This window comes from Candidatus Magasanikbacteria bacterium RIFOXYB2_FULL_38_10 (genome assembly GCA_001783145.1).
GTDB lineage: Bacteria > Patescibacteriota > Patescibacteriia > Magasanikbacterales > UBA10003 > GWC2-40-17.
The window spans coordinates 36,008-56,933 of the sequence record MFQT01000014.1 but is presented as its reverse complement, the minus strand read 5'-3'; the positions used below and the strand labels follow the sequence as shown (position 1 = coordinate 56,933).

The window sequence follows — 20,926 nt, the reverse complement described above, 5'->3', positions numbered from 1 at the left end:
GGATTACTCCCAAACCGCCGCAGAAATGGTAGAGGCCAGTGGGTTTGGGTATCATGACGTAGACGAAACAAATTTAGACGCTTCTGTCATCCCTGTTACTCTGGGCAAACCAGCAGGCAAAGTTGGTAAAGTAAAGAAAGAGATTGTACTAATAAGCCTTTCTGTCCTTTCAAGTTTTGAGGATGTACTTGTGACCAGGATTTTTTCTTTCTTAGAAGAATTAGATTTGTCTCCGGTCTTTGCTGAGGACTTACTGGCTTTTTTAAAGGATTATGGAAAAAGGCTGGGGGAATTTAATCTTCCAAGACGTTTGCTGGCACTTGGTACAAGATGGCAGGGAAAGAAAGAGGAAAAAAATATTTTAAGGCTGTCATATTCAGGCCTTTGTTCTTGGGTCTCAGATGGTGAGGACGCCTTTGGCAGGAGCCATTGGATCCTAGCTCACTTTAACTAACTGACCTTAGCCCGTCGGCGTTTCACGCCGGCGGGTTTTTTAATTTATTTTCATTTTTAGCCGCAAATTAAAAAAGCCCAACCGTTGCGGCTGGGTCTAACATACAAATGAGACTAATTAGTTGAGAAAAATCTTCCACCAAAGAATCGGGCCTACTTGTATAAAGTATTACTCCCGCAATTACCAGGGCACTTAAACCAATAATAGCCCAGATTTTTCTAAACTCTATCATTTTCTCTCCTTTTAAAAGAACTACGTGTATAATTAAAGATACACAAAAACAAAGCGCTTGTCAATAACCTGTGGCTAAAGTGTATTTAAATGCCACTTGCTTAATACTTCAGCTGAATGTAAAATGTAATCACCAAAATATATCTTATGGCAGATGAACTTAAAAAAATTCCACCACAAAATTTGGAAGCCGAAATCTCACTTTTAGGCGCTATTTTAACCGATAAAGAGGCTTTGCTTAAAATTGCCGACACTGTTTTTCCCGAAGATTTTTACAAAGAGGGCTACAAAATAATTTATGAGACGATGTTGGATTTGTACAATAAACGTGAGCCTATTGATATTTTAAGCTTAGGTAATCGTTTGGAAGAAATCGGCAAATTGGAATCCGTCGGCGGACGATCAACTTTAATGAATTTAGCCAACAGCGTTCCCTCTTCCGCCCATATTGTCCATTACGCCGAAATTGTACACAAAAAAGCCACTTTACGCCGCCTCATCACTGCCGGCAATGAAATTAACAAATTGGGATTTAACGAAGAAGAAGAACTGGATACTGTTTTAGACCGAGCGGAAAAAGAAATCTTTGGCGTTTCACAAAATTTTCTCAAACAATCTTTTCAGCCTTTACGCAACATCCTTACCGATGCTTTTGATAGGATAGATGAACTACATAGGGAAAAAGGAAAATTGCGCGGAGTACCGACAGGCTTTTCCCAATTAGATAATTTATTATCGGGTTTACAAAAATCTAATTTGGTTATCTTAGCCGCCCGCCCCAGCGTAGGCAAAACTTCTCTAGCCTTGGATATTGCCCGCCAAGTGGCTGTACGCGCCAAGGTGCCCGTAGGTATTTTTAGTTTAGAAATGTCTAAAGAAGAATTGGCTGATCGTTTGATTTGCGCCGAGGCCGGCGTAAGTTTATGGAAAATGCGTACCGGAAAACTTTCCGAACGTTCTGATGATGATGATTTCCCCAAAATCGGCCAAGCCATGGGTATGCTTTCCGACGCCCCAATTTTTATAGATGATGCGGCCAGTGCCAACATCATGCAAATTAGAATCAAAGCCCGCCGTTTACAAGCTGAACATGGTTTGGGTTTGATTATGATTGATTATCTTCAATTAATGGAATCACGTACCAAAACAGATAACCGCGTGCAAGAAATTTCCGAAATTTCCCGTTCCCTCAAAGGTATTGCCCGTGAACTCAATGTGCCGGTTTTGGCTCTTTCCCAGCTTTCTCGCGCCGTAGAAATGCAAAATGGACCGGCTATTCCTAAATTAGCCCACTTAAGAGAATCCGGTAGCATAGAACAAGACGCCGATGTGGTTTTATTTATTTATCGTAAAGCCGCAGATAGAAAATATAAATTAGAAGACATACCCCCGGATGAACGCCATCTAGCGGAAATTCACATTGCCAAGCATCGCAACGGACCAACCGGCATTGCTAATCTTTATTTTGACGAAGAAAAAGCCAGTTTTAGAAGTCTAGACACCTCTTTTTCTGGGCATACATCCTTTGAATAACCAAGAGTCCCGCTCTGGCCGCCAAATAAAAAAAAATAAAATTAAAAATTAATTTTTTTAAAAATAAAAAATATGTTTGAAAAGTTAAAACAATTTAAAGATTTGCGTGAAAAAGCCAAAGACATTCAAAGTAAATTGGCCGAAGAAAAAGTTTTAGCTACTGCCGCTTGGGGCAAAATTAAAATGGAAATGAATGGCAATCAGGAAGTTTTATCTGTTTCCGTTGACGAAGAACTGCTCGCCAGCAAATCTAAAATAGAAGACGCTATCAAAGAAGTAACCAATGAAGCTATCAAAAAAGCGCAAAAAGTAATGGCCGATAAAATGATGAAAGACGGAGGATTCAAAATGCCAGGAATGTAAAAACCTAGAATGACCAACCAACTAATTAAAAAACTTACTGAAATTTTAGAAAAATTTCCCGGTGTCGGCCCCAAAACCGCCGAACGTTTTGTTTTTCATCTATTTAGACAATCATCACAAGAATTAAACGAATTAGCCGCCACTTTACTGGATATTCAAAAAAACATTAAAAGTTGTTCCGCTTGCCAAAATTTTTCCATAACCGACCCTTGTGAAATTTGTGCCGATACGCAGCGCGCCCAGAATGTAATTTGTATAGTTAGCTACCCGCAAGATATTATTGCTCTAGAAAAGGCTAATTCTTTTACAGGCACTTATCACGTGCTTCACGGTAGTGTTAATTTGCCAGAGGCTTCCACTCCGGCCAATTTAAAAATAAAAGAACTGATTGAAAGATTAAAAAAAACCGCCCATAATTTCGGTCTTAAAAATTTAGAAATTATTTTAGGACTGAATGCTAATATGGAGGGCGAAACCACCGCTTTATATTTAACAAAACTGCTCAAGCCTTCCGGAATTAAAATTACGCGTTTAGCCAGAGGACTTCCCCAGGGCAGCGACCTGCAGTACGCCGATGAAATCACCTTGCTTAACGCCTTAAAAGAAAGAAAGGAAGTTTAAAACTTCCTTTCTTTTATTATAAATAAAAATCCATCACTTTGATGATGGGTTTTTAAGAATTATTTAACCAATTTTAGTCACCTTTACTTTAGTGTATTCCTGACGATGGCCGTGGCGACGATTGTATCTGACCTTGCGTTTAAATTTAATCACTTTAACTTTTTTAGAGCGGCCTTGTTCTAAAATTTCAGCCTCCACTTTGGCATCTAAATATGGCTTGCCTATTTCCACGCCGGTTCCATCTTCACTGGCTAAAAGTAAAATTTTATCAAATTTTAACTTAGATTCTTTTTCACCGGCTAATTTTTCTATTTTTAAAATTTGTCCTTCCTGGACAAGGTATTGTTTTCCACCTGTTTGAATTACTGCGAACATATTTAAATTAATTTTCTGTCTCGCCACTTCAAGGGAACTGAAAGTTTTGAGTAAATTATTAGTGAGTCTATTATACTAAATCGATCTTATTTTGTCAACAGTTCTAATGAATCCCCTATTTTAAGCTCATTTTTTTGGCTAAAACCGGCCGCGACCTCTAAAACCAGATTGGCGGGCAAACGCGGTGAATAGACAGGCAAAGGATCCAGCATGGATGGTTTTAAATTAGGGGCGATATCCACTATTTTACCCTCATTTATCCAAATAATGTCAATGGAAAAATTCATATCCTTCATCCAAAAAGCGCGGCGAGAGGCCAGTGGAAAAACAAAAAGCATACCCTGATTTTCCGCTAAGCTTTTGCGTCCACTAAGACCTTTTTGCCAAGCAGCGGGATTTTGCGCCAAATCCACCATTAAAATTTGTCCGCCAATTTTAATTTGCGCCGTAGGCAAATAATACTCTCTAATTTTAAAATAACCTAAAGATAAAACAAAAATCAAAACCAAAATTAGGCCAATAATTTTCCCTAAACTAATTTTTTGACTTAGCATATTTTTTTCCAATTTTATCAACACCCAAACCAATAACAATGGCCAAAATAAAAAGAATTAAAAGAGCCAATAATTTTCCCCGACTTTGCAAAACCAAAGTTAAAATTCCAAAAATAATCGCCAAGAAATAAAACAAAAAAACCGCCTGACGATGAGTTAGGCCGATGCTTAATAAACGATGATGCAGATGAGCTCCATCTCCTAAAAAGGGAGAAGAGCCGATTGACATCCTTTTTAAAACTACAAAAACAATATCAATTAAGGCCAATCCCATTACTAAAAGGGTGGTGGCAATTTTCCCGCCGGCCATAATAGCCAAAATTCCCAGCATAAAGCCGGTAAACAAACTTCCACCTTCGCCCAAAAAAATCTTGGCGGGATGAAAATTAAAAATTAAAAAACCCAGATTGACGGCGGCAAACAAAAAGGCCAACCAGGCAATATCGGCTTGATAAAATTTTTGCGTTAAAGAAAGAAAACCTATCATTAAACTGCCAATTATGGTTAAACCCGCCACCAAGCCGTCTAAACCGTCTAAAATTTTAGTGGTATAAGACATGGCCAACAGCCAAACAAAAACTATTCCGTCAACTAGTAAAAAACGCCCTCCTATTTGCCAAGCTCTGATATTAAATTTTCCGCCCAAAGGATTGGTAATTTCTTTTAAATTAGTGCCCACCAGTACTACCAAAAGGATAGCCAAGAGAGGAAAAATTATTTGGTATTTTGGGGCCAAATTATATTTATCATCAAAAAACCCACCAATCATTAAGATAAAAGAAGCCCAAAAGACAGCTAATATCTGTCCATAAGATAGATGAGTGATAAAATCCGGTTTGAGCCAAAACAACAATAAAAAAACCAAGAAAAAAGATAAAAAAATAGCTCCACCACCCAAAAGTGGCACGGCTTGAGTGTGTACTTTTTTTCCCGCCGCTGTTTCGGGATAATCTAAAATTCTCAAAAAGATGGCCGCTTTTTTAATTAAAAAAGTTAAAACCGAAGAAAGAAAAAAAGCTAAAATTATTAACCAAAATAAAAGCGACATATTATTTATAAGTTATCAAAAAAAAGCTTTCTGTGCAATTTTTTAAAAAAGAAAAGAAAAGCTTTTTATAAACCAAATTTATTTACTTTTACTTACTTTAAAGCCACATTGGTGCCCACTGGACTAAAATATTCCACTTTATCGGGAGTGACCATATTTAAATTCTTGATTTTCTCTTGAATGTTCTCCAAAGATTGAGCCGCCGCCGCCTGTACTTCTAATTTCTGATTCAAATTTTTTAAGGAAGTAATTTGATTTTGCAAGTCTTTTATAAGAAAGCCGCGGTTGGATAAGGAGTTAACTTGCCAAAAATAAGCCAAACCAAAAATAAAACAACCCAAGAAAAGCCAAATCCTAAATTTTTCTAATTTATGAAAAACTAAATTGGCGGCAGTGGCTTTAGGAAGTTTAGAGTAGATCATACTAAATTTTCTCAATTATTCTTAGTTTGGCACTGCGACTGCGAGGATTCTTTTTTAACTCCTCGGCAGAGGCAGTAATGGGTTTTTTATTTATAATTTTTATTTTTCCCTGCAAAGCAGATTTCTGAAAAAAATTTTTAACGATTCTGTCTTCTAAAGAATGGAAGGTAATCACTGCTAGACGGCCGTTTGAATTAAGCGCCTCCAAGGCCTGCGGCAAAGTTTCTTCTAAATTCTTCAATTCATCATTAACGGCAATTCGCAAAGCTTGAAAAATTTTAGTAGCGGGATGCAAGCGGTTTTGTTTTTTTTCCTCCCCTGTAAGTTCTAATAAATCCCCTACTATGGCAAATTTTTTCTTTTTTCTTCTTTCTACTATTTGTTCTGCCCAAAAGCGCCATTTTTTTTCTTCACCGTAGATTCTTAAAATTCGGCCGATTTCCTCTTCTGACCAGGTGTTTAAAATCTCCGCGGCTGTAATACTTTCTCCTCCCAAACGCATATCCAAAGGTTCATCTTGTCTTTGAAAGCTAAACCCTCGGCCTGATTCTTCAAACTGCGTGGTTGACCAACCCAAATCAAGTAAAATACCTTGCACTGAAGTAAAATTATGACTTGTCAAAATATTCTTTAAATGAACAAAATTATCATTAACTAAAATTGCGGTTTTAAACTTTTCTCTGGCTCGCGCAAAATTTTCTTCATCTACATCAATGGATAAAAGTTTTCCTGATTGACCTATTTTTTTTAAAATCTCCGCACTGTGTCCGCCATCGCCCAAAGTGCAATCCACTGCCTTATCCCCGTCTTTTAAATTTAATCCTTCTACGGCTTCCTGTAATAAAACGGTAATGTGCATATTAAATTCCTAGTTCCCCCATTCTTTCGGCAATTTCTTCACTTTGTTTTTCTGTATTTTGTTTATATTTTTCCCAGGCTTCTTCGTCCCAAACTTCTAAACGGCTGTACAAACCAGTCACCACCACTTGCTTTTTTAATCCGGCGTATTTGTTTAAATAGTCTGGAACAATCACTCGGCCTTGTTTATCCATTTTTACATCCATAGCACCCGAAAGCATAAGCCTGGCAAACGCTCTGCTATTAGCTTGGCTTAAGGGCAAAGCGGTAATTTTTTCTGCAAGATTCTTCCATTCTTTTTTAGAAAAAACAAACAAACAACTATCAAGTCCGCGCGTGATAACAGCTCCATCTTTTAATTCCAACCTAAATTTCACGGGAATAGCCAGCCGTGATTTATCATCTACTGCGTGATGAAATTCCCCAATAAACATAATTAAGTCTAGGCGGGCGGACCTTTTATTTTCCACTTATCCCCACTTTCCCCCACCTGAAGTATATTATACACCACTCTTAAGCATTTTTCAACCATGATCAATTTTTATCAGTAATCTTTTTTAGCTTAATTTAGATTAAAAATTTATTAATTTTTAAATTTACTATTAGGCTGTGGATAAATAAAAAAACCGCTACCTAAAAAGATAGCGGGGACTGTTCATTCTTTTATATTTCCATACTCGCCCCTAAGGCCGGTACTTCTACGGAAAGATTAAAATCCTGCTTAATTTTTTCTTGTAAAACCCCGGCTTGTTCAGAATCACCATGTGTTAAAAAAATTTTCCCGGGCATTTTTTTGGCTTCTTTAATCCAAGATAGCAATTTTTTTTGATCAGCGTGGGCGCTGTAAGCCCCAATGGCTTTTACTTCGGCTCTTACCTCCACATCTTGATTATAAATCCTGACTTTTTTTTCTCCATTTAAAAGACGGCGGCCCAAAGTACCCCGCGCCTGATAAGAAATAATAAGCAGTCTGGATTTGGGATCGGAAAGGTATCTCACCAAATGATGCAAAATTCTTCCACCATTCATCATACCCGAACCGGCAATAATAATCTTAGGAGGCCCAACCTCATTGATGCTTTTAGAATCTTCCGGCGTCTTAGTAATTCTTAAACCGACAAAATTAAATAAATCATCACCGTGACCAATCAAATACCTTGCCGCTTCATCAAAATATTTAGCATATCTTTTATAAACTTGGGTGGCGTCAGCGGCCAGAGGGCTGTCTAAAAAAATCGGCACTTGCGGAATTAATTTGTTATTTAACAAATTATTGATTTCGTATAAAATTTCTTGCGTGCGTTCCAAAGAAAAAGCCGGAATCATCAACGTGCCGCCGCGTTTCATGGTTTCCACAATGGCCTCTTGCAAAACAAAAATGCGACGCTCGGGATCTTCGTGATTGATATTGCCATAAGTGGATTCCAAAATTAAATAATCAGCTTCGCCCAAATTGGCGGTTTCCCTAACAATGGGCACATGGGTATTGCCCACATCGCCGGAAAAAATTATTTTCTTGCCTTCACTCTCCAAAACAATAAAACACGAGCCTAAAATATGCCCGGCATCTTTAAAAGTAAAAAAAACCTCTTCGGCCAATTTGTGCTTTTCCAGATAATCAACATTTTTAAAAAGCTTCACGGTTTCTTCAACATCATCTTGATTATAAAGTAATGGTATGCCATTTTTCTTTTGGTTGTAAAGCATAATTTCCAGCGCATCCAAAAGGACTAAACGAGTTAATTCTTTGGTGGCCGGATTGGCATAAATAACGCCCTTAAAACCCTCTTTAATAAGTTTAGGCAAACGACCTGTGTGATCCAAGTGGGCGTGAGTTAAAATTACCGCCTCAATTTCTGCCGGATTAAAAGGAAAGGCATTCCAGTTGCGATCTTCATTAAATTCTCCACCCTGAAACATGCCGCAATCAATTAAATATTTTTTGTTGTTGGTTTCTAGTAAATAACAAGAACCAGTTACTTCCCCTGCTGCACCACAAAAAGTTAAACGCATAAAATTATTTAGATGAATAAAAGCCTTCAGTTAGTTCTTTCATTATACAAAAAACCACCCAACTTGTTAAAGCCGGGTGGGAGGAAACTAACTATTTACAATTGTCAACAGGGCAGAGCCAACTTCTGAACTCTTCAAAATGGACAATGCAATTTTGCGGACAACAAATGTTTCGACTAATACTTAAGCGCTCTTCGGCTAGCACCATAGTGCCGTTTGCTTCAACAGGAGGACGGTAGCAAAAGAAACCGCCATTAAGATCGTTCGATCTGTCTGCAGGTTCCATGCCACAAGGACAACAGACAAACCAATTCTCATAAAATTCGCGGCAATTTTCTATGCCTTGGATATCCTTGATCTCGCGAGTAGCAAAAGGCTTGTTGATACAGCCATCGTCGCCAATAATTACATCAACAAACCGTGGTTCGTCATCTGGATTGGCGATAAGGGCGCTGATGATTGAGGCGTTAGCCCCTTCCACTACCGGTTCAATGTCAATAACAGATTCTTGCGACTCCAGGGTTCCTTCAGCTTGAATTAACTGATTAAAATGAGCAGATCTTATTTTACCCAGACGGATGACAAGGGCAATAACAGCCACCGCAAAACAGGCTACTCCAATCAAAAATAAAGCGTTTTGAACTACTCGTTTCATGATTTCACCTATCCTTGCCTTTTGGCAATGGTTTTATCCGTGAACCTCACGGATAAGGTGCGGCCAAATTAGCCAACAATTGTTTTTTATCATTATAGTTGAATAAAGTCAAGGATTCTGCTAAAATATATCCATCTATGGATGAATCCCAACCAATCATTCGCGATTTCACTCCTTCACCAATTGAAGAACCGCCTCTTAAAAACCGGCGCTCTTGTCTTTGGAGAGCCTTTACCTTAATTTTAACACTGGGTATTTTAGCCATTCTTATTTTTAGTTTTATCAGTATTTTTTACAGCGGCCCTACTATTAAAAGAATGGCAGTACTACCCGACCTTTTTCCTACTGATATTCCTTTATATCGTTTTGACGACCGCAACTCTATCCAATATCAGGACGCCAAAGAAAATGACACTTTTTTTAATCGTCTTTCCCAAATACCCAAATATATCTTTGGTCCTCTTATTTTAAAATTCAATCCTAATTTTTCACCAGAACAAAAAATTCTACACAATAATATAGCTCTTTCCAATACACTTAAATGGAGCGAAATCAAAATAATTTTACAACCGGCCTCTGACAGCAGTCTTGATATTGCCGAAATTGAATGGGAAAACATTAATGAAGTGCCAAGAAAAATAAAAGATTTTTATAAAAAAAATTTAGTTAGCCAAGATTACCAAGTTAAAGAAGAAAATAAAAATGGCGGGAATTTTTATCTTTCCTTTACTAAAGAAAAAACCAGCGGGGAACTGTTTATTACGGACGATCAAGACAAAAATAAAACTCAAAGAATTACACTTAAAGTAAACTTCTCCAATCAAAAATGATTTGGAAAAAATTTTTCAACAGTCAAACCGAAACCGTCACCGGGGCGGCCATAATTTTGGGAGCCACTACCTTAGCCTCCCGTCTTTTGGGTTTTATACGCGATCGAGTTTTAGCTCATTATTTTGGCGCGGGAGATATTGTTGACGTCTATTATGCCGCTTTTAAAATACCGGACTTAGCCTATAATCTTATAATTTTAGGGGCTTTTTCTGCTGGTTTTATTCCGATTTTCAGCAAATTATTTAATCGGAGTTTTTTAAAAAATAAAAAAGATGAAGCTTGGCGATTAGTAAATAACGCCATCAATACTTTGGGTATTTTTTTAATTTTTTTAACCATTATCTTAATTATTCTCGCTCCCCTTCTAGTGCCTTTGATTGCGCCGGGATTTAGTGAAGAAAAGCTTACTCTGACAATAAAAATGACTCGCGTCATGCTATTGAGCCCCTTACTTTTAGGATTGTCCACGGTAGTGGGCGCAGTTTTGCAGTCCCTAAAAAATTTCTTCATCTACTCCCTTTCGCCAATGATGTACAATGTTGGTATTATTATTGGAGCCGTGATTTTTGTACCCTTACTAGGCAACGCGGGATTGGCTTGGGGAGTAATTTTGGGAGCGCTTTTACATTTTTTAATACAACTCCCATCTTTATTTCATGCCGGTTATGCTTATTTTTGGCTATTCAATTTTAAAGATAAAAATCTTTTAAATGTAATAAAACTGATTATACCCAGAACCTTGGGTTTAGCAGCTGGACAGCTTAATGCCATTGTAATGACGGTTTTTGCCTCAACCTTGGCCGTAGGCAGTGTAGCTGTTTACAATTATGCCTTTAATCTGCAATCTTTGCCTTTGGGACTAATCGGCATTTCTTTTGCCGTCGCGGCTTTTCCTACACTCTCGGAACTGGCGGCCAAAGGAGACAAAGAAAAAATTATTTCTACTTTTTCTTCCACCACCCGGCAAATTTTATTTTTTACCATTCCCTTAATGATTTTATTTTTAATGTTGCGGGCGCAAATTGTGCGCGTGGTTTTGGGAACGGGAGCTTTTGATTGGGATGCCACAATCAAAACCTCAGACACGTTGGCTTTTTTTACTTTAAGCCTTTTTGCCCAATCGCTGATTCCTCTTTTGGCTCGCTCTTTTTACGCTTTAGAAGACACAATTACCCCTTTCATTTCCGGTTTAATTTCCGTAGGTCTAAATATTATTGTCGCTTGGCAAATTACCAAAGGTAACTTTGGAGTTGAAGGATTGGCCTTGGCTTTTTCTTTAGGAAATTTAGTAAATTTTATTCTGCTTTGGGTGTTATTGCGTATTCGTTTAAAAAATCTTGACGAAACAAATATTTTGCCCGCGGTATATAAAATGAGCGCAGCGGCAATCTTAATGGGGTTAACCGTTCAAGCTTTAAAACAGGTTGGGGATGTATTTTTAGACACCCACACTTTTCTAGGAATTTTAAGCCAAGCTCTCTTAGCCGGCCTGGGAGGATTAATAATTTATATTCTGGTAGGATTACTATTAAAAAATAAAGAAATGCAAATTTTTATTAACGTCATCAAAAAAAGACTTATTCGTCGTCCCGCCGTAGCCCTTGATGTTTCCGAAATAAATAAGTAAAATGGTTGGACTGAAAAAGAAACTGTTTTTTATGGATAATATCAGAAATTTCTGCATTATTGCCCACATCGATCACGGCAAATCAACTTTAGCCGACAGACTTTTGGAATTTACCGGAACAGTAAGTAAGCGCGAAATGAAAGCGCAAATTTTGGATTCCATGGACTTGGAACGTGAACGCGGCATTACCATTAAATTAACTCCGGTTAGAATGGACTATACCTTACGGGGAAAAAATTATATTTTAAATTTAATTGATACTCCCGGGCACGTGGACTTTAATTATGAGGTTTCACGTTCACTCGCCGCCGTAGAAGGTGCCATCCTGCTTGTTGACGCCACCCAAGGAGTGCAAGCCCAGACTATTGGCAATCTTTACTTGGCCTTAGATCAAAATCTAACCATTATTCCGGTTATTAATAAAATTGATTTGCCTTCGGCCAAAATTGTAGAAACCAAACAAGAAATAATTAATTTGATCGGTTGCAAGGAAGAAGACATTTTGTCTGTCTCTGCCAAAACAGGTGAAGGAGTGGAAAAAATATTGCAAAAAGTGGTGGAAATTATACCCTCGCCCAAAGGAGCTTTAGACAAACCCTTACGCGCTTTAATTTTTGATTCTGTTTATGATGACTATCGGGGAGTAGTGGCTTATGTAAGATTAATTGACGGCAGAGCTACGCGGGGAAACAAAATTTTTTTTCAAGCCACTGAAAAAGAAAGCGATATAATAGAAGTGGGATTTTTTAAGCCAAAATACAGTGCCTCCAGCCAAATCTCGGCTGGAGAAATTGGCTACATTGTTACGGGATTCAAAAATATTGAAGGCTGCCGTGTGGGAGATACCATAGTCTTAAAAGAAACTAAAAATGTAGCATCCTTGCCAGGCTATAAAGAGGTTAATCCAATGGTTTTTGCCGGCGTTTTTTGCCAACAAGGCAACGACTTTGAACGTTTACGCGAGGCGATTTTAAAATTAAAACTTAATGATTCCGCCCTTACATTTGAAGCCGAGCATTCTCCTGCTTTGGGTTTTGGTTTTCGCTGCGGTTTTTTAGGACTCTTGCATTTGGATATTTTTAGAGAAAGGTTAGAACGCGAATATAACTTAAAAATCATCATTACCGTTCCGTCCGTAGCTTATAAAGTAACTAAAACGGACGGGGAAAAAATAATTATTAAAAGTCCGCAAGAATTACCCGACCCCACCAACATTAAACAAATAGAAGAACCTCTGGTAAAAGCCGACATTGTCTCACCCAAAGAATTTATTGGCGCTATCATGCAATTGGTGCAAGAAAAACATGGTACTTACACTAATACGGAATATTTAGACTCCAATCGCGCTATTTTGCATTATCAAATTCCTCTAGCTTCTATTTTGGTTGATTTTTATGACCGTTTAAAAAGTATTTCTTCCGGCTACGCTTCTTTAAATTATGAACTTTCCGCTTATCAGTCGGCCAAAGTAGTAAAATTAAAAATAGTTGTAGCCGAGGAAGAAGTAGAGGCTCTTTCTTCTTTGGTATATGAAGAAGAAGCCTATCGCGCAGGAAGAGTTGTGGTAGAAAAATTAAAAGCCAGCCTGCCACGACAAATGTTTGAAATCAAGATTCAAGCTGGCATAGGTAGCAAAGTTTTAGCCGCCGAAAGAATCCCCGCTATGCGCAAAGACGTCTTGGCTAAAATGTCCGGGGGCGATTGGACGCGTAAAATGAAACTTTTGCAAAAACAAAAAGCCGGTAAGAAAAAAATGCTGGCCAAAGGAAGGGTGGAAATACCCAGTGAAACCTATCTGGCTATTTTAAAAAGATAAAATAAATTCATATGAAAAGAAAAAAATTAATCAAAATCTTTTGGATGTTTTTAACTGTCATTGTAGTTTTTGGCATGTTGGCTTGGACAATCGGCCCGGCTTTTAGATAAAATTTATGCAAAAAATCTGGCGGGTGGCGGAATCCCTTACCGAAGAGTTTAAAAAACAATTTCCCGAAATACCGGAGGTAGTTTTGCAATTACTTCACAATCGCAATCTTTTAACGCAAGAAAAAATTGATGAATTTCTTTATCCTGATTATTCTCAAGATGTTTTTGACCCTTATCTTTTTAAGGATATGGTTTCAGCCGTGAATAGAATCTTTCAAGCCATAGAAAAAAATGAGTTAATAATTGTCCATGGCGATTATGATGCTGATGGTGTTTGCGCTTCTGTCATTTTAATCTCCACCCTCAAGGCTCTAGGCGCCAAACGCGTGGACGTCTTTTTACCTGATCGCGATTTAGACGGATATGGCATTAATAAAAATACGATAGAAATTATCGCTTCGGCCGGAGCTAAACTTCTACTGTCTTGCGACTGTGGTATTTCTAACAAAGAAGAAATCTCTCTGGCCCAAAGCAAAGGTGTTGATGTAATTATTACCGACCATCATAATGTACCGGAAACCTTACCGCCAGCCGTGGCAATCATTCATCCTAAGGTGCCCGGAGAAACTTATCCGGACAAAGGATTATCCGGAGGTGGAGTGGCTTTTAAACTAGTTCAAGCTCTTTTAAAAGACAAGCGCGCCGCGGCTCACTGGCAAATAAAAGACACTCGCGAAATGCATGAAAAGTGGCTTTTAGATTTAGTGGCAATTTCCAGTGTAGCCGATATGGTTCCCCTACTTGGTGAATCCCGAACTCTTACCAAATATGGCTTAATTGTTCTTAACAAAACCAAAAGAATCGGCCTGAAAGAACTTTTAGAAATCTGCGGATTAAACAAAAATCAAGAAAATAAAGACAACTCCCGCAGACTCTTTACATCTGACATAGGCTTTAAAATTGCCCCGCGCATCAATGCGGCCGGAAGAGTTAAACACGCCAATGGCGCTTTTCAACTTTTAAATACCGAGGATAAAGACGAGGCCAAAGAATTGGCCAGAGAATTAAATGTTAACAACCAAGAGCGCCAACAGATAACGGAAAAAATGGTTAACGAGGCTAAATTACAAATTAAGGAAACTGACCAAACAAATGAACCGATTATTTTTGTAATTAAAAAGGATTGGCCAGTGGGTCTAATTGGTCTTATTGCTTCCAGGCTTTGCAACGAATTTTACAAACCAGTCATCATCATGACGGATAAAGATGGGCAAATTCATGGATCAGGACGCAGTATTGAAGAAATCAATATCATGGAAAAAATGATTGAATTAAACGAATTGTTTAGCAAATATGGCGGACATCCCCAAGCCTGCGGTTTTACTTTAAAAAATTCAAGGGCAGAAACATTAAAAAAGTTTGAATCTTTATTTTTAGAAATGGTGAAAAAAGAAGTAATAAATAAGAAAATAATTCCGGTTCTTAAAATTGATACGGAAGTAAAATTAGAAGATGTTAATTGGGATTCTTATGATTTACTACAAAAATTTGAGCCTTTCGGGCAAAATAACCCTGAACCAAAATACTTAGCGAAAAATCTAACCATTGCCAGCGTGGAACCAGTGGGCAACAATGGCAGACACTTAAAACTTTTAGTACGACAACATACTTTTGAACATCGTAAAATGATTGGTTTTTGTTTTGGCGACGAAAATATCAAAGGTCAAAATTGGTGTCAAGTTTTAAAACCAGGAGATTCGGTGGATGCGGTTTTTGAGGTATCCGTTAACGAATGGAATGGCAACAGGGAATTACAATTAAAATTAGTAGATTTAAAACTAAATCAACCAATACAATAAATATGCAATTATTTATTTATACAGATGGAGGCGCTAGAGGTAACCCTGGTCCGGCCGCCGCCGGAATAGTAATCAAAAATGTTTCGGGAGAGACCATTTCCTCTTTTGGAGAATATCTGGGTGAAACAACTAATAACCAAGCCGAATATCGAGCTTTAATTTTTGCCTTAGAAAAATCAATGGAACTTGGCGGGTCAGAAATTACCTGTTTTTCTGATAGTGAATTAATGGTTAAACAACTTAATCATGAGTATAAAATACGCAACGTAGATTTAGCTCCGCTTTTTCTTAAAATTCATAATCTATCAATCAAATTTAAAAAGATTTCCTTTCATCATATTGTTAGGGAAAAAAATAAAGAAGCGGACAAATTAGTCAACCAAATTTTAGATAAGATTTAAAAAAGGGGGCCGTTAAGGCCTCCCCCTGCAATATCTTGCTATTTTATTCCTCCACTTGTTCAAGGGTCTGTGTCCAAACTCTTTTTTGAGCCGCCCTCTGGTCCCGAGTTTTTGGCTTGGTGCGCGTAGCTCTACTACTTTTAAATGGATGACAGGTAATAATGATGACAATGGGCTTGCCTTCCTTATCCTCAGTATAACGCAGAACAAAAATCAAAGGAGCGCGCCGACTCTTATCTTCCATGGCATAAAAATGACCTTGGCGACCATAACGACGCTGTCTTTCCTCTGAATTACGTAATTCACCAAACTCCAGACTATAGCTTTGAAGCAAACGCGACAACATTTCTTTTTCGGCGTCTTCTTTTGTGGCATAATTCTTTCCCAAACGAGCCCTATACTTTATAAAACGACTTAAAGCATGAATAGTAGGTTTTATTCTGACGGCATTGATTAAAGGAAAAATCACCTTTAATTCTTGCGTAGCTGAGTCAAAGCCAAAGATCAAAGGCCAAAGTCCGCGATTTAAGAACCTATATTCCAATCCGGCAACTGGCTGACACTCTGGAAAACCGTCCCAGAAATCAGCGGTCGCCTGGTGGCTCTGTTCCAAGAGATGAAGCAAATCCCCACTTGCCTCATTGGCTCGCAGATTTACACCAATGTTTTTTAAGAATGCAATACAAGATTCAAACCAGCCCTTAGTGCATTTCAAAAAAGGATTAGAGTTTCTTGTCTCGGCCTCCATAATATCACCCGTGTAAAGAGTTTTTTAAAGACCACAGTTTAAAAGCTACCAGGATTTGCTTTTCTTGTCAAGAAAATGATAAGATTAAATAATCAAACTTATCTTATAAATTAAAATATGGTGTAAAATGATGTTTAAAATTTTATCTAATTTAAGCAAAAATTATGTATACCCATAACTTAAAAAGTTTTGATGCTGATATTTATAACTTCATTCAATGTGAAAAAAATCGCCAAAAAAATCACTTGGAAATGATTCCCTCGGAAAACTTTGTCTCTCCGGCGGTACTGGAGGCTTTGGGATCTGTTTTAACCAATAAATATTCGGAGGGCTACCCGGGCAAACGTTACTATGGTGGCTGCGGTTTTATAGATCAAGTAGAACAATTAGCCATAGACAGAGCCAAACAATTATTTGGGGCCGAACATGTCAATGTTCAGCCACTTTCCGGAGCACCAGCCAATATCGCGGTTTATTTTGCTCTTTTAAAACCAGGAGATACAATTTTAGGCATGGATTTATCTCATGGTGGACATTTAACTCACGGACATCCGGTTACCTACATGGCTCAAATTTTTAATTTTGTGCGTTATAAAACCAACGCCGAAGGATTAATTGATTTGGACAATTTAAGGAAAATGACGCAAGAACATAAGCCTAAATTAATTTTAGTTGGTTATTCCGCCTACTCTCGTGAAATTGAATATCAAAAAATTAAAGAAATCGCCGACGAGGTGGGAGCCATAACCATGGCTGATGTAGCCCATATTGCCGGCATGATTGCCGGCGGAGTCATGAATAATCCCGTACCCATTTTTGATGTAGTAACCACCACCACTCACAAAACCTTACGTGGCCCACGCGGCGGCATGATTATGTGTAAAGAAAAACTGGCTAAAAATATAGACAAGGCTGTTTTCCCAGGCTTTCAAGGAGGTCCCCATGAAAATAACATTGCAGCCAAAGCCGTGGCCTTTAAAGAAGCCCTACAGCCGGAATTTAAAGATTATGTTTTGCAAATTAAAAAAAATATCAAAATTTTAGAGCGTGAATTTTTAATCAAAAACTATAAATTATGTTTTGGCGGATCTGACAATCACTTGCTTTTAATTGATGTGACGAATAAGGGACTGAGCGGCAAAGAAGCTCAAAATGCCTTAGATAAGGCCGGTATTACGGTAAATAAAAATATGATTCCGGACGACCCCCGCTCTCCCATGGATCCATCCGGTATAAGACTAGGCACTCCCGCCATCACCACCAGAGGCATGAAGGAAAAAGAAATGGAAAAAATAGCCGGATGGATTGAACTGGCAATTACCAATCACCAAAATGAGGCCATTTTGAATGATATAAAAAATCAAGTAAAGGAATTAACCGAAAATTTTCCGCTGTACCCAACTTTATGAAAAGACAAAAGCGCAACACGCGCTTGATTTTCTTTGTTATATTTAGTTTTCTGGCTATTTCTTTAGTATTATGGCAGTGGCATGTAACCAGCGCTGAAATTAAAAAAACTGAATTTCTAACTGTAGTTACACCAACGGAAAAGGAAACAAAAACCAAACCACCAGAGCAAGCAGTTAAAGCGATTTATTTAACCGCCTATTCTGCCGGTAATCCCAAAAAAATTGAGGAAATGATTGATTTGGTTAACAAAACAGAATTAAACGCCGTGGTAATTGATATTAAAGATTACAGCGGTTTAGTGCTTTATAACACAAAAGTGGGGCTGGCCAATAAATTAGGTTTAAAAGATGTGCGCATTAAAAATCTGCCGGATCTTATTAAAAAATTACATGATAAAAAAATCTACGTTATAGCCAGACAAACTCTTTTTCAGGATCCCATTTTAGCGGAAAAAAGACCGGAGTGGGCACTTAAAGATAAAAATGGTAAAATTTGGCGCGACAAAATGGGTCTTTCTTGGGTAGATATGACTAACAAATATGTTTGGACTTATAATCTGCAAATTGCCAAAGAGATGGCCGATCTGGGTTTTGATGAAATTAATTTTGACTATATACGCTTTCCCAGCGATGGACAGATTAAAAATATAGTTTATGATACCCCTAAAAAAAAGTATGAAATTATAGCTGATTTTTTTCACTTTCTAAATAAAGAAATGAAGGGTGAACCAATCTGGACTTCCGTGGATTTATTTGGCCTAACAATGGAGCACCGGGACGATATGGGTATAGGACAAAGAATAGTTGATGCCGTTAATGAGGTTGACTATATTTGCCCCATGATGTATCCCTCGCACTATTATCCCGGACATTTAAATTTTACTAATCCGGCTGATCATCCTCAAGAAGTCATTGCCAATGGCATAACCAAAGGTTTGCCGTTTTTCACCAATACTCGAGCCAAATTCCGACCCTGGCTCCAAGCTTTTAATTTAGGCGCTACTTATGGCGCAGAAAAAATTAGAGCACAGATTGACGAAGTGGAAAAAAATTCCTCTTACGGCTGGATGCTGTGGAACGCAAGCAATAAATATACAACAGCCGGTTTAAGACTGGAGTAAACACCATTCTTTACTTTTAGTCATTTTTAGGCTACAATGTCAATCCATGAATATTATAGATGGCAAAAAAATTGCCCAAAAAATAAGGAAGGATCTTAAGAAAAAAATTCTTCTGTCCCCCATCAAGCCGGGTCTGGGAGTTATTTTAGTTGGCAATGACCCAGCCTCTAAGCTTTATGTCTCTTTAAAAGAAAGAGCCTGCCGGGAAGCAGGAATAAAATTCAAAAAAATTTTATTCCCCGCCAAAATTTCCACTGAAAAAATAATCAAACAAATAGCGCTTCTAAATCGTTCAAAATCCATACACGGAATTATTGTCCAACTACCCCTGCCTCTTCATTTGCCCACAAATAAAATTATCGACACTATTGACCCATTAAAAGACGTGGACGGTTTTCATCCTAAAAATATTCAAAAAATAATGGGGGGTAAAAAAATAGTGGAACCTGTTTTAACAAAAGCCATCTGGCAATTAATAAGAACTGCTTTAAAAAATAAAAATGGCCAGGGTCTTAAATGTGCCATTCTTGGCAAAAGCGACGTTTTTTTGTTCCCTTTACAAATAATTCTTAAAAATAAAGGTTTGGATGTTGATCGCTTTAATCTTAAAAATATTAAAGTTAAAAATTTAAAAAAATATGATATTGTGGTAGTGGCTGTAGGCCGACCCGATTTTTTAAATGGCTCGATGTTTAAAAAGGGGGCAATTGTTATAGATGTTGGCATAAATAAATCAAAAAATGGTCAAATAATTGGTGATGTTAATTTCTCAACAACCCTTTCAGTTAAAGGCTGGATCACTCCTGTTCCAGGAGGTGTAGGGCCCTTAACCGTGGCGATGCTTTTAGAAAATACATATCTTTTGTTTAAAAAGCAATATGGTCTTCACAAGTCATAGCGAGGAGGAAACTCAAAAATTGGGAAAAAAAATTGGGAAAAAATTGCCAACAGGCTCAATCTTGCTTTTAAAAGGAAATTTGGGATCTGGCAAAACAACTTTTTTAAAAGGTTTGGCTAAAGAATTGGGAATTAAAAAATCCTTGCGTAGTCCTACTTTTAATCTAATGCGAGTTTATCATCTTAAAAAAAACTCAAGAATAAAAAGCTTCATCCACCTAGACTGTTACAGAATTAAAAATCTTCAAGAAATAATTGAAATTGGCTTATTTGATTATTTAGACGAAAAACAAACTCTCGCGGCAATTGAATGGCCGGAAAAAATTGCAACCCAACTTAAAAAATATAAAACAAAAAAAATTCTCTTTAAGGTTTTGAGTGAAAATAAAAGAAAAATTAGTTACTAATTAAAAAATCAGCCTTTTTCAAGGCTGATTTTTTAATTTTATTCTTTTTCGTGATTTTTTATTTCAATTTCACTCAAAAGAACGTTTTCTACATAAATGCCACGGGGATAAAAAATTCTTTCTAACTCATTTTTTAATTCTGTTTCAGTAGCATCACGTTTGCTGGAGACAATGTCCTGGTAACTATAACGAGAAGCAATCAACCTAAATCTACTCCTAATAGTAGGCCGCACAATTTTTTCCACAAAATCTTCTCCGATTGTCTGCCAAATCGCAGGAATTTGATGAACATCTAAGCGTAATAAAACAGTTCCTTCAATACTAATTTTTTTACCATCCAAAGTAGAGGCATTCACAGGAACATCACCCATGGCCTTTTCATTTTCCAAATTAAAATCTTTGCGGATACCATATTCTAAAGTTTGAGTATTAAATAATTTGGCCTTTTGCCAAAAAGGAATTTTCAAATGCAAACCGGGGGCTAAAACTTTTTTTAAAACTCCCCTGCCCAAATCATAAACACAAGCTACATATCCTGGCGGCACATAAATAAAAAGACCACGCAAAACATCCTCCATTACAAAATTATACATTAACTTATCCAATGAATCAGCGGCCATATAAAAATTATTA

23 protein-coding genes are annotated in these 20,926 nt (G+C 37.5%); 13 read left to right on the top strand and 10 right to left on the bottom strand.

What is annotated here, in order from left to right:
• The first annotated feature begins 25 nt into the window (after positions 1-25).
• The 4 genes from A2294_03270 (at position 26) to A2294_03255 (ending at position 3,202) form a co-directional block, all read left to right on the top strand.
• Positions 26-454 (top strand): hypothetical protein, encoded by a 429-nt coding sequence (locus A2294_03270; protein OGH85525.1) that lies wholly within the window; start codon positions 26-28, stop codon positions 452-454.
• A 378-nt stretch (positions 455-832) separates the two neighbouring features.
• A complete protein-coding gene (locus tag A2294_03265) occupies positions 833-2,218 on the top strand; it encodes a replicative DNA helicase (protein OGH85524.1) in 1,386 nt (461 codons plus the stop codon).
• Between the two features lie 72 nt (positions 2,219-2,290).
• Positions 2,291-2,581 (top strand): hypothetical protein, encoded by a 291-nt coding sequence (locus tag A2294_03260; protein ID OGH85523.1) that lies wholly within the window; start codon positions 2,291-2,293, stop codon positions 2,579-2,581.
• Positions 2,582-2,590: 9 nt separating this feature from the next.
• Complete coding sequence (locus A2294_03255; GenBank protein OGH85522.1) at positions 2,591-3,202, top strand: recombination protein RecR; 612 nt, start codon at positions 2,591-2,593, stop codon at positions 3,200-3,202.
• Positions 3,203-3,265: 63 nt separating this feature from the next.
• Here the strand turns inward: A2294_03255 and A2294_03250 are convergent, their stop codons facing one another.
• The 8 genes from A2294_03250 to A2294_03215 form a co-directional block, all read right to left on the bottom strand.
• Positions 3,266-3,577 (bottom strand): 50S ribosomal protein L21, encoded by a 312-nt coding sequence (locus A2294_03250; GenBank protein OGH85521.1) that lies wholly within the window; start codon positions 3,575-3,577, stop codon positions 3,266-3,268.
• A gap of 86 nt (positions 3,578-3,663) precedes the next feature.
• Positions 3,664-4,131, bottom strand: coding sequence for a hypothetical protein (locus A2294_03245; protein ID OGH85520.1), 468 nt, complete (start codon positions 4,129-4,131; stop codon positions 3,664-3,666).
• Positions 4,112-5,179 (bottom strand): hypothetical protein, encoded by a 1,068-nt coding sequence (locus tag A2294_03240; GenBank protein OGH85519.1) that lies wholly within the window; start codon positions 5,177-5,179, stop codon positions 4,112-4,114. The genes A2294_03245 and A2294_03240 overlap by 20 nt, the downstream gene beginning before the upstream one ends.
• Positions 5,180-5,271: 92 nt before the next feature.
• On the bottom strand, positions 5,272-5,601 hold the full coding sequence (locus tag A2294_03235) for a hypothetical protein (protein OGH85518.1): 330 nt from the start codon (positions 5,599-5,601) through the stop codon (positions 5,272-5,274).
• Between the two features lies 1 nt (position 5,602).
• The gene (locus tag A2294_03230; GenBank protein ID OGH85517.1) at positions 5,603-6,460 is read right to left on the bottom strand and encodes a 16S rRNA (cytosine(1402)-N(4))-methyltransferase; all 858 of its coding nucleotides are present in this window, start codon (positions 6,458-6,460) and stop codon (positions 5,603-5,605) included.
• 1 nt (position 6,461) lies between these two features.
• A complete protein-coding gene (locus A2294_03225; protein ID OGH85516.1) occupies positions 6,462-6,893 on the bottom strand; it encodes a cell division/cell wall cluster transcriptional repressor MraZ in 432 nt (143 codons plus the stop codon).
• A 229-nt stretch (positions 6,894-7,122) separates the two neighbouring features.
• Positions 7,123-8,472: a hypothetical protein gene (locus tag A2294_03220; GenBank protein ID OGH85515.1), complete on the bottom strand. Its 1,350-nt coding sequence runs from the start codon at positions 8,470-8,472 to the stop codon at positions 7,123-7,125.
• A gap of 91 nt (positions 8,473-8,563) precedes the next feature.
• On the bottom strand, positions 8,564-9,127 hold the full coding sequence (locus A2294_03215; protein OGH85514.1) for a hypothetical protein: 564 nt from the start codon (positions 9,125-9,127) through the stop codon (positions 8,564-8,566).
• A 137-nt stretch (positions 9,128-9,264) separates the two neighbouring features.
• Here A2294_03215 and A2294_03210 point away from each other — a divergent pair, with 137 nt between their 5' ends.
• From A2294_03210 to A2294_03190, 5 genes are all read left to right on the top strand, one after another.
• The gene (locus tag A2294_03210; GenBank protein OGH85513.1) at positions 9,265-9,957 is read left to right on the top strand and encodes a hypothetical protein; all 693 of its coding nucleotides are present in this window, start codon (positions 9,265-9,267) and stop codon (positions 9,955-9,957) included.
• On the top strand, positions 9,954-11,585 hold the full coding sequence (locus tag A2294_03205; GenBank protein ID OGH85512.1) for a murein biosynthesis integral membrane protein MurJ: 1,632 nt from the start codon (positions 9,954-9,956) through the stop codon (positions 11,583-11,585). The genes A2294_03210 and A2294_03205 overlap by 4 nt, the downstream gene beginning before the upstream one ends.
• A 1-nt stretch (position 11,586) precedes the next feature.
• Complete coding sequence (locus tag A2294_03200; GenBank protein OGH85511.1) at positions 11,587-13,401, top strand: elongation factor 4; 1,815 nt, start codon at positions 11,587-11,589, stop codon at positions 13,399-13,401.
• Between the two features lie 115 nt (positions 13,402-13,516).
• Entirely contained in the window at positions 13,517-15,310 is a 1,794-nt protein-coding gene (locus tag A2294_03195) for a single-stranded-DNA-specific exonuclease RecJ (protein OGH85510.1), read from the top strand.
• A 2-nt stretch (positions 15,311-15,312) separates the two neighbouring features.
• Positions 15,313-15,711, top strand: coding sequence for a hypothetical protein (locus A2294_03190; GenBank protein ID OGH85509.1), 399 nt, complete (start codon positions 15,313-15,315; stop codon positions 15,709-15,711).
• Between the two features lie 43 nt (positions 15,712-15,754).
• Here the strand turns inward: A2294_03190 and A2294_03185 are convergent, their stop codons facing one another.
• A complete protein-coding gene (locus A2294_03185) occupies positions 15,755-16,459 on the bottom strand; it encodes a hypothetical protein (GenBank protein OGH85508.1) in 705 nt (234 codons plus the stop codon).
• A 164-nt stretch (positions 16,460-16,623) separates the two neighbouring features.
• Here A2294_03185 and A2294_03180 point away from each other — a divergent pair, with 164 nt between their 5' ends.
• The 4 genes from A2294_03180 to A2294_03165 are packed head-to-tail and all read left to right on the top strand — an operon-like array spanning position 16,624 to position 20,293.
• A complete protein-coding gene (locus A2294_03180; protein ID OGH85507.1) occupies positions 16,624-17,868 on the top strand; it encodes a serine hydroxymethyltransferase in 1,245 nt (414 codons plus the stop codon).
• Positions 17,865-18,989, top strand: coding sequence for a hypothetical protein (locus A2294_03175; GenBank protein ID OGH85506.1), 1,125 nt, complete (start codon positions 17,865-17,867; stop codon positions 18,987-18,989). Before A2294_03180 ends, A2294_03175 begins: the two co-directional genes overlap by 4 nt.
• A gap of 46 nt (positions 18,990-19,035) precedes the next feature.
• Positions 19,036-19,887: a hypothetical protein gene (locus A2294_03170; protein OGH85505.1), complete on the top strand. Its 852-nt coding sequence runs from the start codon at positions 19,036-19,038 to the stop codon at positions 19,885-19,887.
• Entirely contained in the window at positions 19,868-20,293 is a 426-nt protein-coding gene (locus A2294_03165; GenBank protein ID OGH85504.1) for a tRNA (adenosine(37)-N6)-threonylcarbamoyltransferase complex ATPase subunit type 1 TsaE, read from the top strand. Before A2294_03170 ends, A2294_03165 begins: the two co-directional genes overlap by 20 nt.
• A 38-nt stretch (positions 20,294-20,331) precedes the next feature.
• On the opposite strand, the gene A2294_03160 is transcribed toward A2294_03165, so the two are convergent.
• Positions 20,332-20,913, bottom strand: a complete 582-nt coding sequence (locus A2294_03160) for a hypothetical protein (protein ID OGH85503.1) — start codon at positions 20,911-20,913, stop codon at positions 20,332-20,334.
• Between the last annotated feature and the right edge of the window lie 13 nt (positions 20,914-20,926).

Bases quoted from the DNA above. Each gene is read 5' to 3' on its own strand.
- A2294_03265 (OGH85524.1), top strand. From the start codon at position 833: ATGGCAGATGAACTTAAAAAAATTCCACCACAAAATTTGGAAGCCGAA.
- A2294_03225 (OGH85516.1), bottom strand. From the start codon at position 6,893: ATGTTTATTGGGGAATTTCATCACGCAGTAGATGATAAATCACGGCTG.
- A2294_03165 (OGH85504.1), top strand. From the start codon at position 19,868: ATGGTCTTCACAAGTCATAGCGAGGAGGAAACTCAAAAATTGGGAAAA.
- A2294_03210 (OGH85513.1), top strand. From the start codon at position 9,265: ATGGATGAATCCCAACCAATCATTCGCGATTTCACTCCTTCACCAATT.
- A2294_03220 (OGH85515.1), bottom strand. From the start codon at position 8,472: ATGCGTTTAACTTTTTGTGGTGCAGCAGGGGAAGTAACTGGTTCTTGT.
- A2294_03245 (OGH85520.1), bottom strand. From the start codon at position 4,131: ATGCTAAGTCAAAAAATTAGTTTAGGGAAAATTATTGGCCTAATTTTG.
- A2294_03260 (OGH85523.1), top strand. From the start codon at position 2,291: ATGTTTGAAAAGTTAAAACAATTTAAAGATTTGCGTGAAAAAGCCAAA.
- A2294_03175 (OGH85506.1), top strand. From the start codon at position 17,865: ATGAAAAGACAAAAGCGCAACACGCGCTTGATTTTCTTTGTTATATTT.
- A2294_03255 (OGH85522.1), top strand. From the start codon at position 2,591: ATGACCAACCAACTAATTAAAAAACTTACTGAAATTTTAGAAAAATTT.
- A2294_03235 (OGH85518.1), bottom strand. From the start codon at position 5,601: ATGATCTACTCTAAACTTCCTAAAGCCACTGCCGCCAATTTAGTTTTT.
- A2294_03215 (OGH85514.1), bottom strand. From the start codon at position 9,127: ATGAAACGAGTAGTTCAAAACGCTTTATTTTTGATTGGAGTAGCCTGT.
- A2294_03205 (OGH85512.1), top strand. From the start codon at position 9,954: ATGATTTGGAAAAAATTTTTCAACAGTCAAACCGAAACCGTCACCGGG.
- A2294_03170 (OGH85505.1), top strand. From the start codon at position 19,036: ATGAATATTATAGATGGCAAAAAAATTGCCCAAAAAATAAGGAAGGAT.
- A2294_03160 (OGH85503.1), bottom strand. From the start codon at position 20,913: ATGGCCGCTGATTCATTGGATAAGTTAATGTATAATTTTGTAATGGAG.
- A2294_03180 (OGH85507.1), top strand. From the start codon at position 16,624: ATGTATACCCATAACTTAAAAAGTTTTGATGCTGATATTTATAACTTC.
- A2294_03200 (OGH85511.1), top strand. From the start codon at position 11,587: ATGGTTGGACTGAAAAAGAAACTGTTTTTTATGGATAATATCAGAAAT.
- A2294_03185 (OGH85508.1), bottom strand. From the start codon at position 16,459: ATGGAGGCCGAGACAAGAAACTCTAATCCTTTTTTGAAATGCACTAAG.
- A2294_03250 (OGH85521.1), bottom strand. From the start codon at position 3,577: ATGTTCGCAGTAATTCAAACAGGTGGAAAACAATACCTTGTCCAGGAA.
- A2294_03270 (OGH85525.1), top strand. From the start codon at position 26: ATGGTAGAGGCCAGTGGGTTTGGGTATCATGACGTAGACGAAACAAAT.
- A2294_03190 (OGH85509.1), top strand. From the start codon at position 15,313: ATGCAATTATTTATTTATACAGATGGAGGCGCTAGAGGTAACCCTGGT.
- A2294_03195 (OGH85510.1), top strand. From the start codon at position 13,517: ATGCAAAAAATCTGGCGGGTGGCGGAATCCCTTACCGAAGAGTTTAAA.
- A2294_03240 (OGH85519.1), bottom strand. From the start codon at position 5,179: ATGTCGCTTTTATTTTGGTTAATAATTTTAGCTTTTTTTCTTTCTTCG.
- A2294_03230 (OGH85517.1), bottom strand. From the start codon at position 6,460: ATGCACATTACCGTTTTATTACAGGAAGCCGTAGAAGGATTAAATTTA.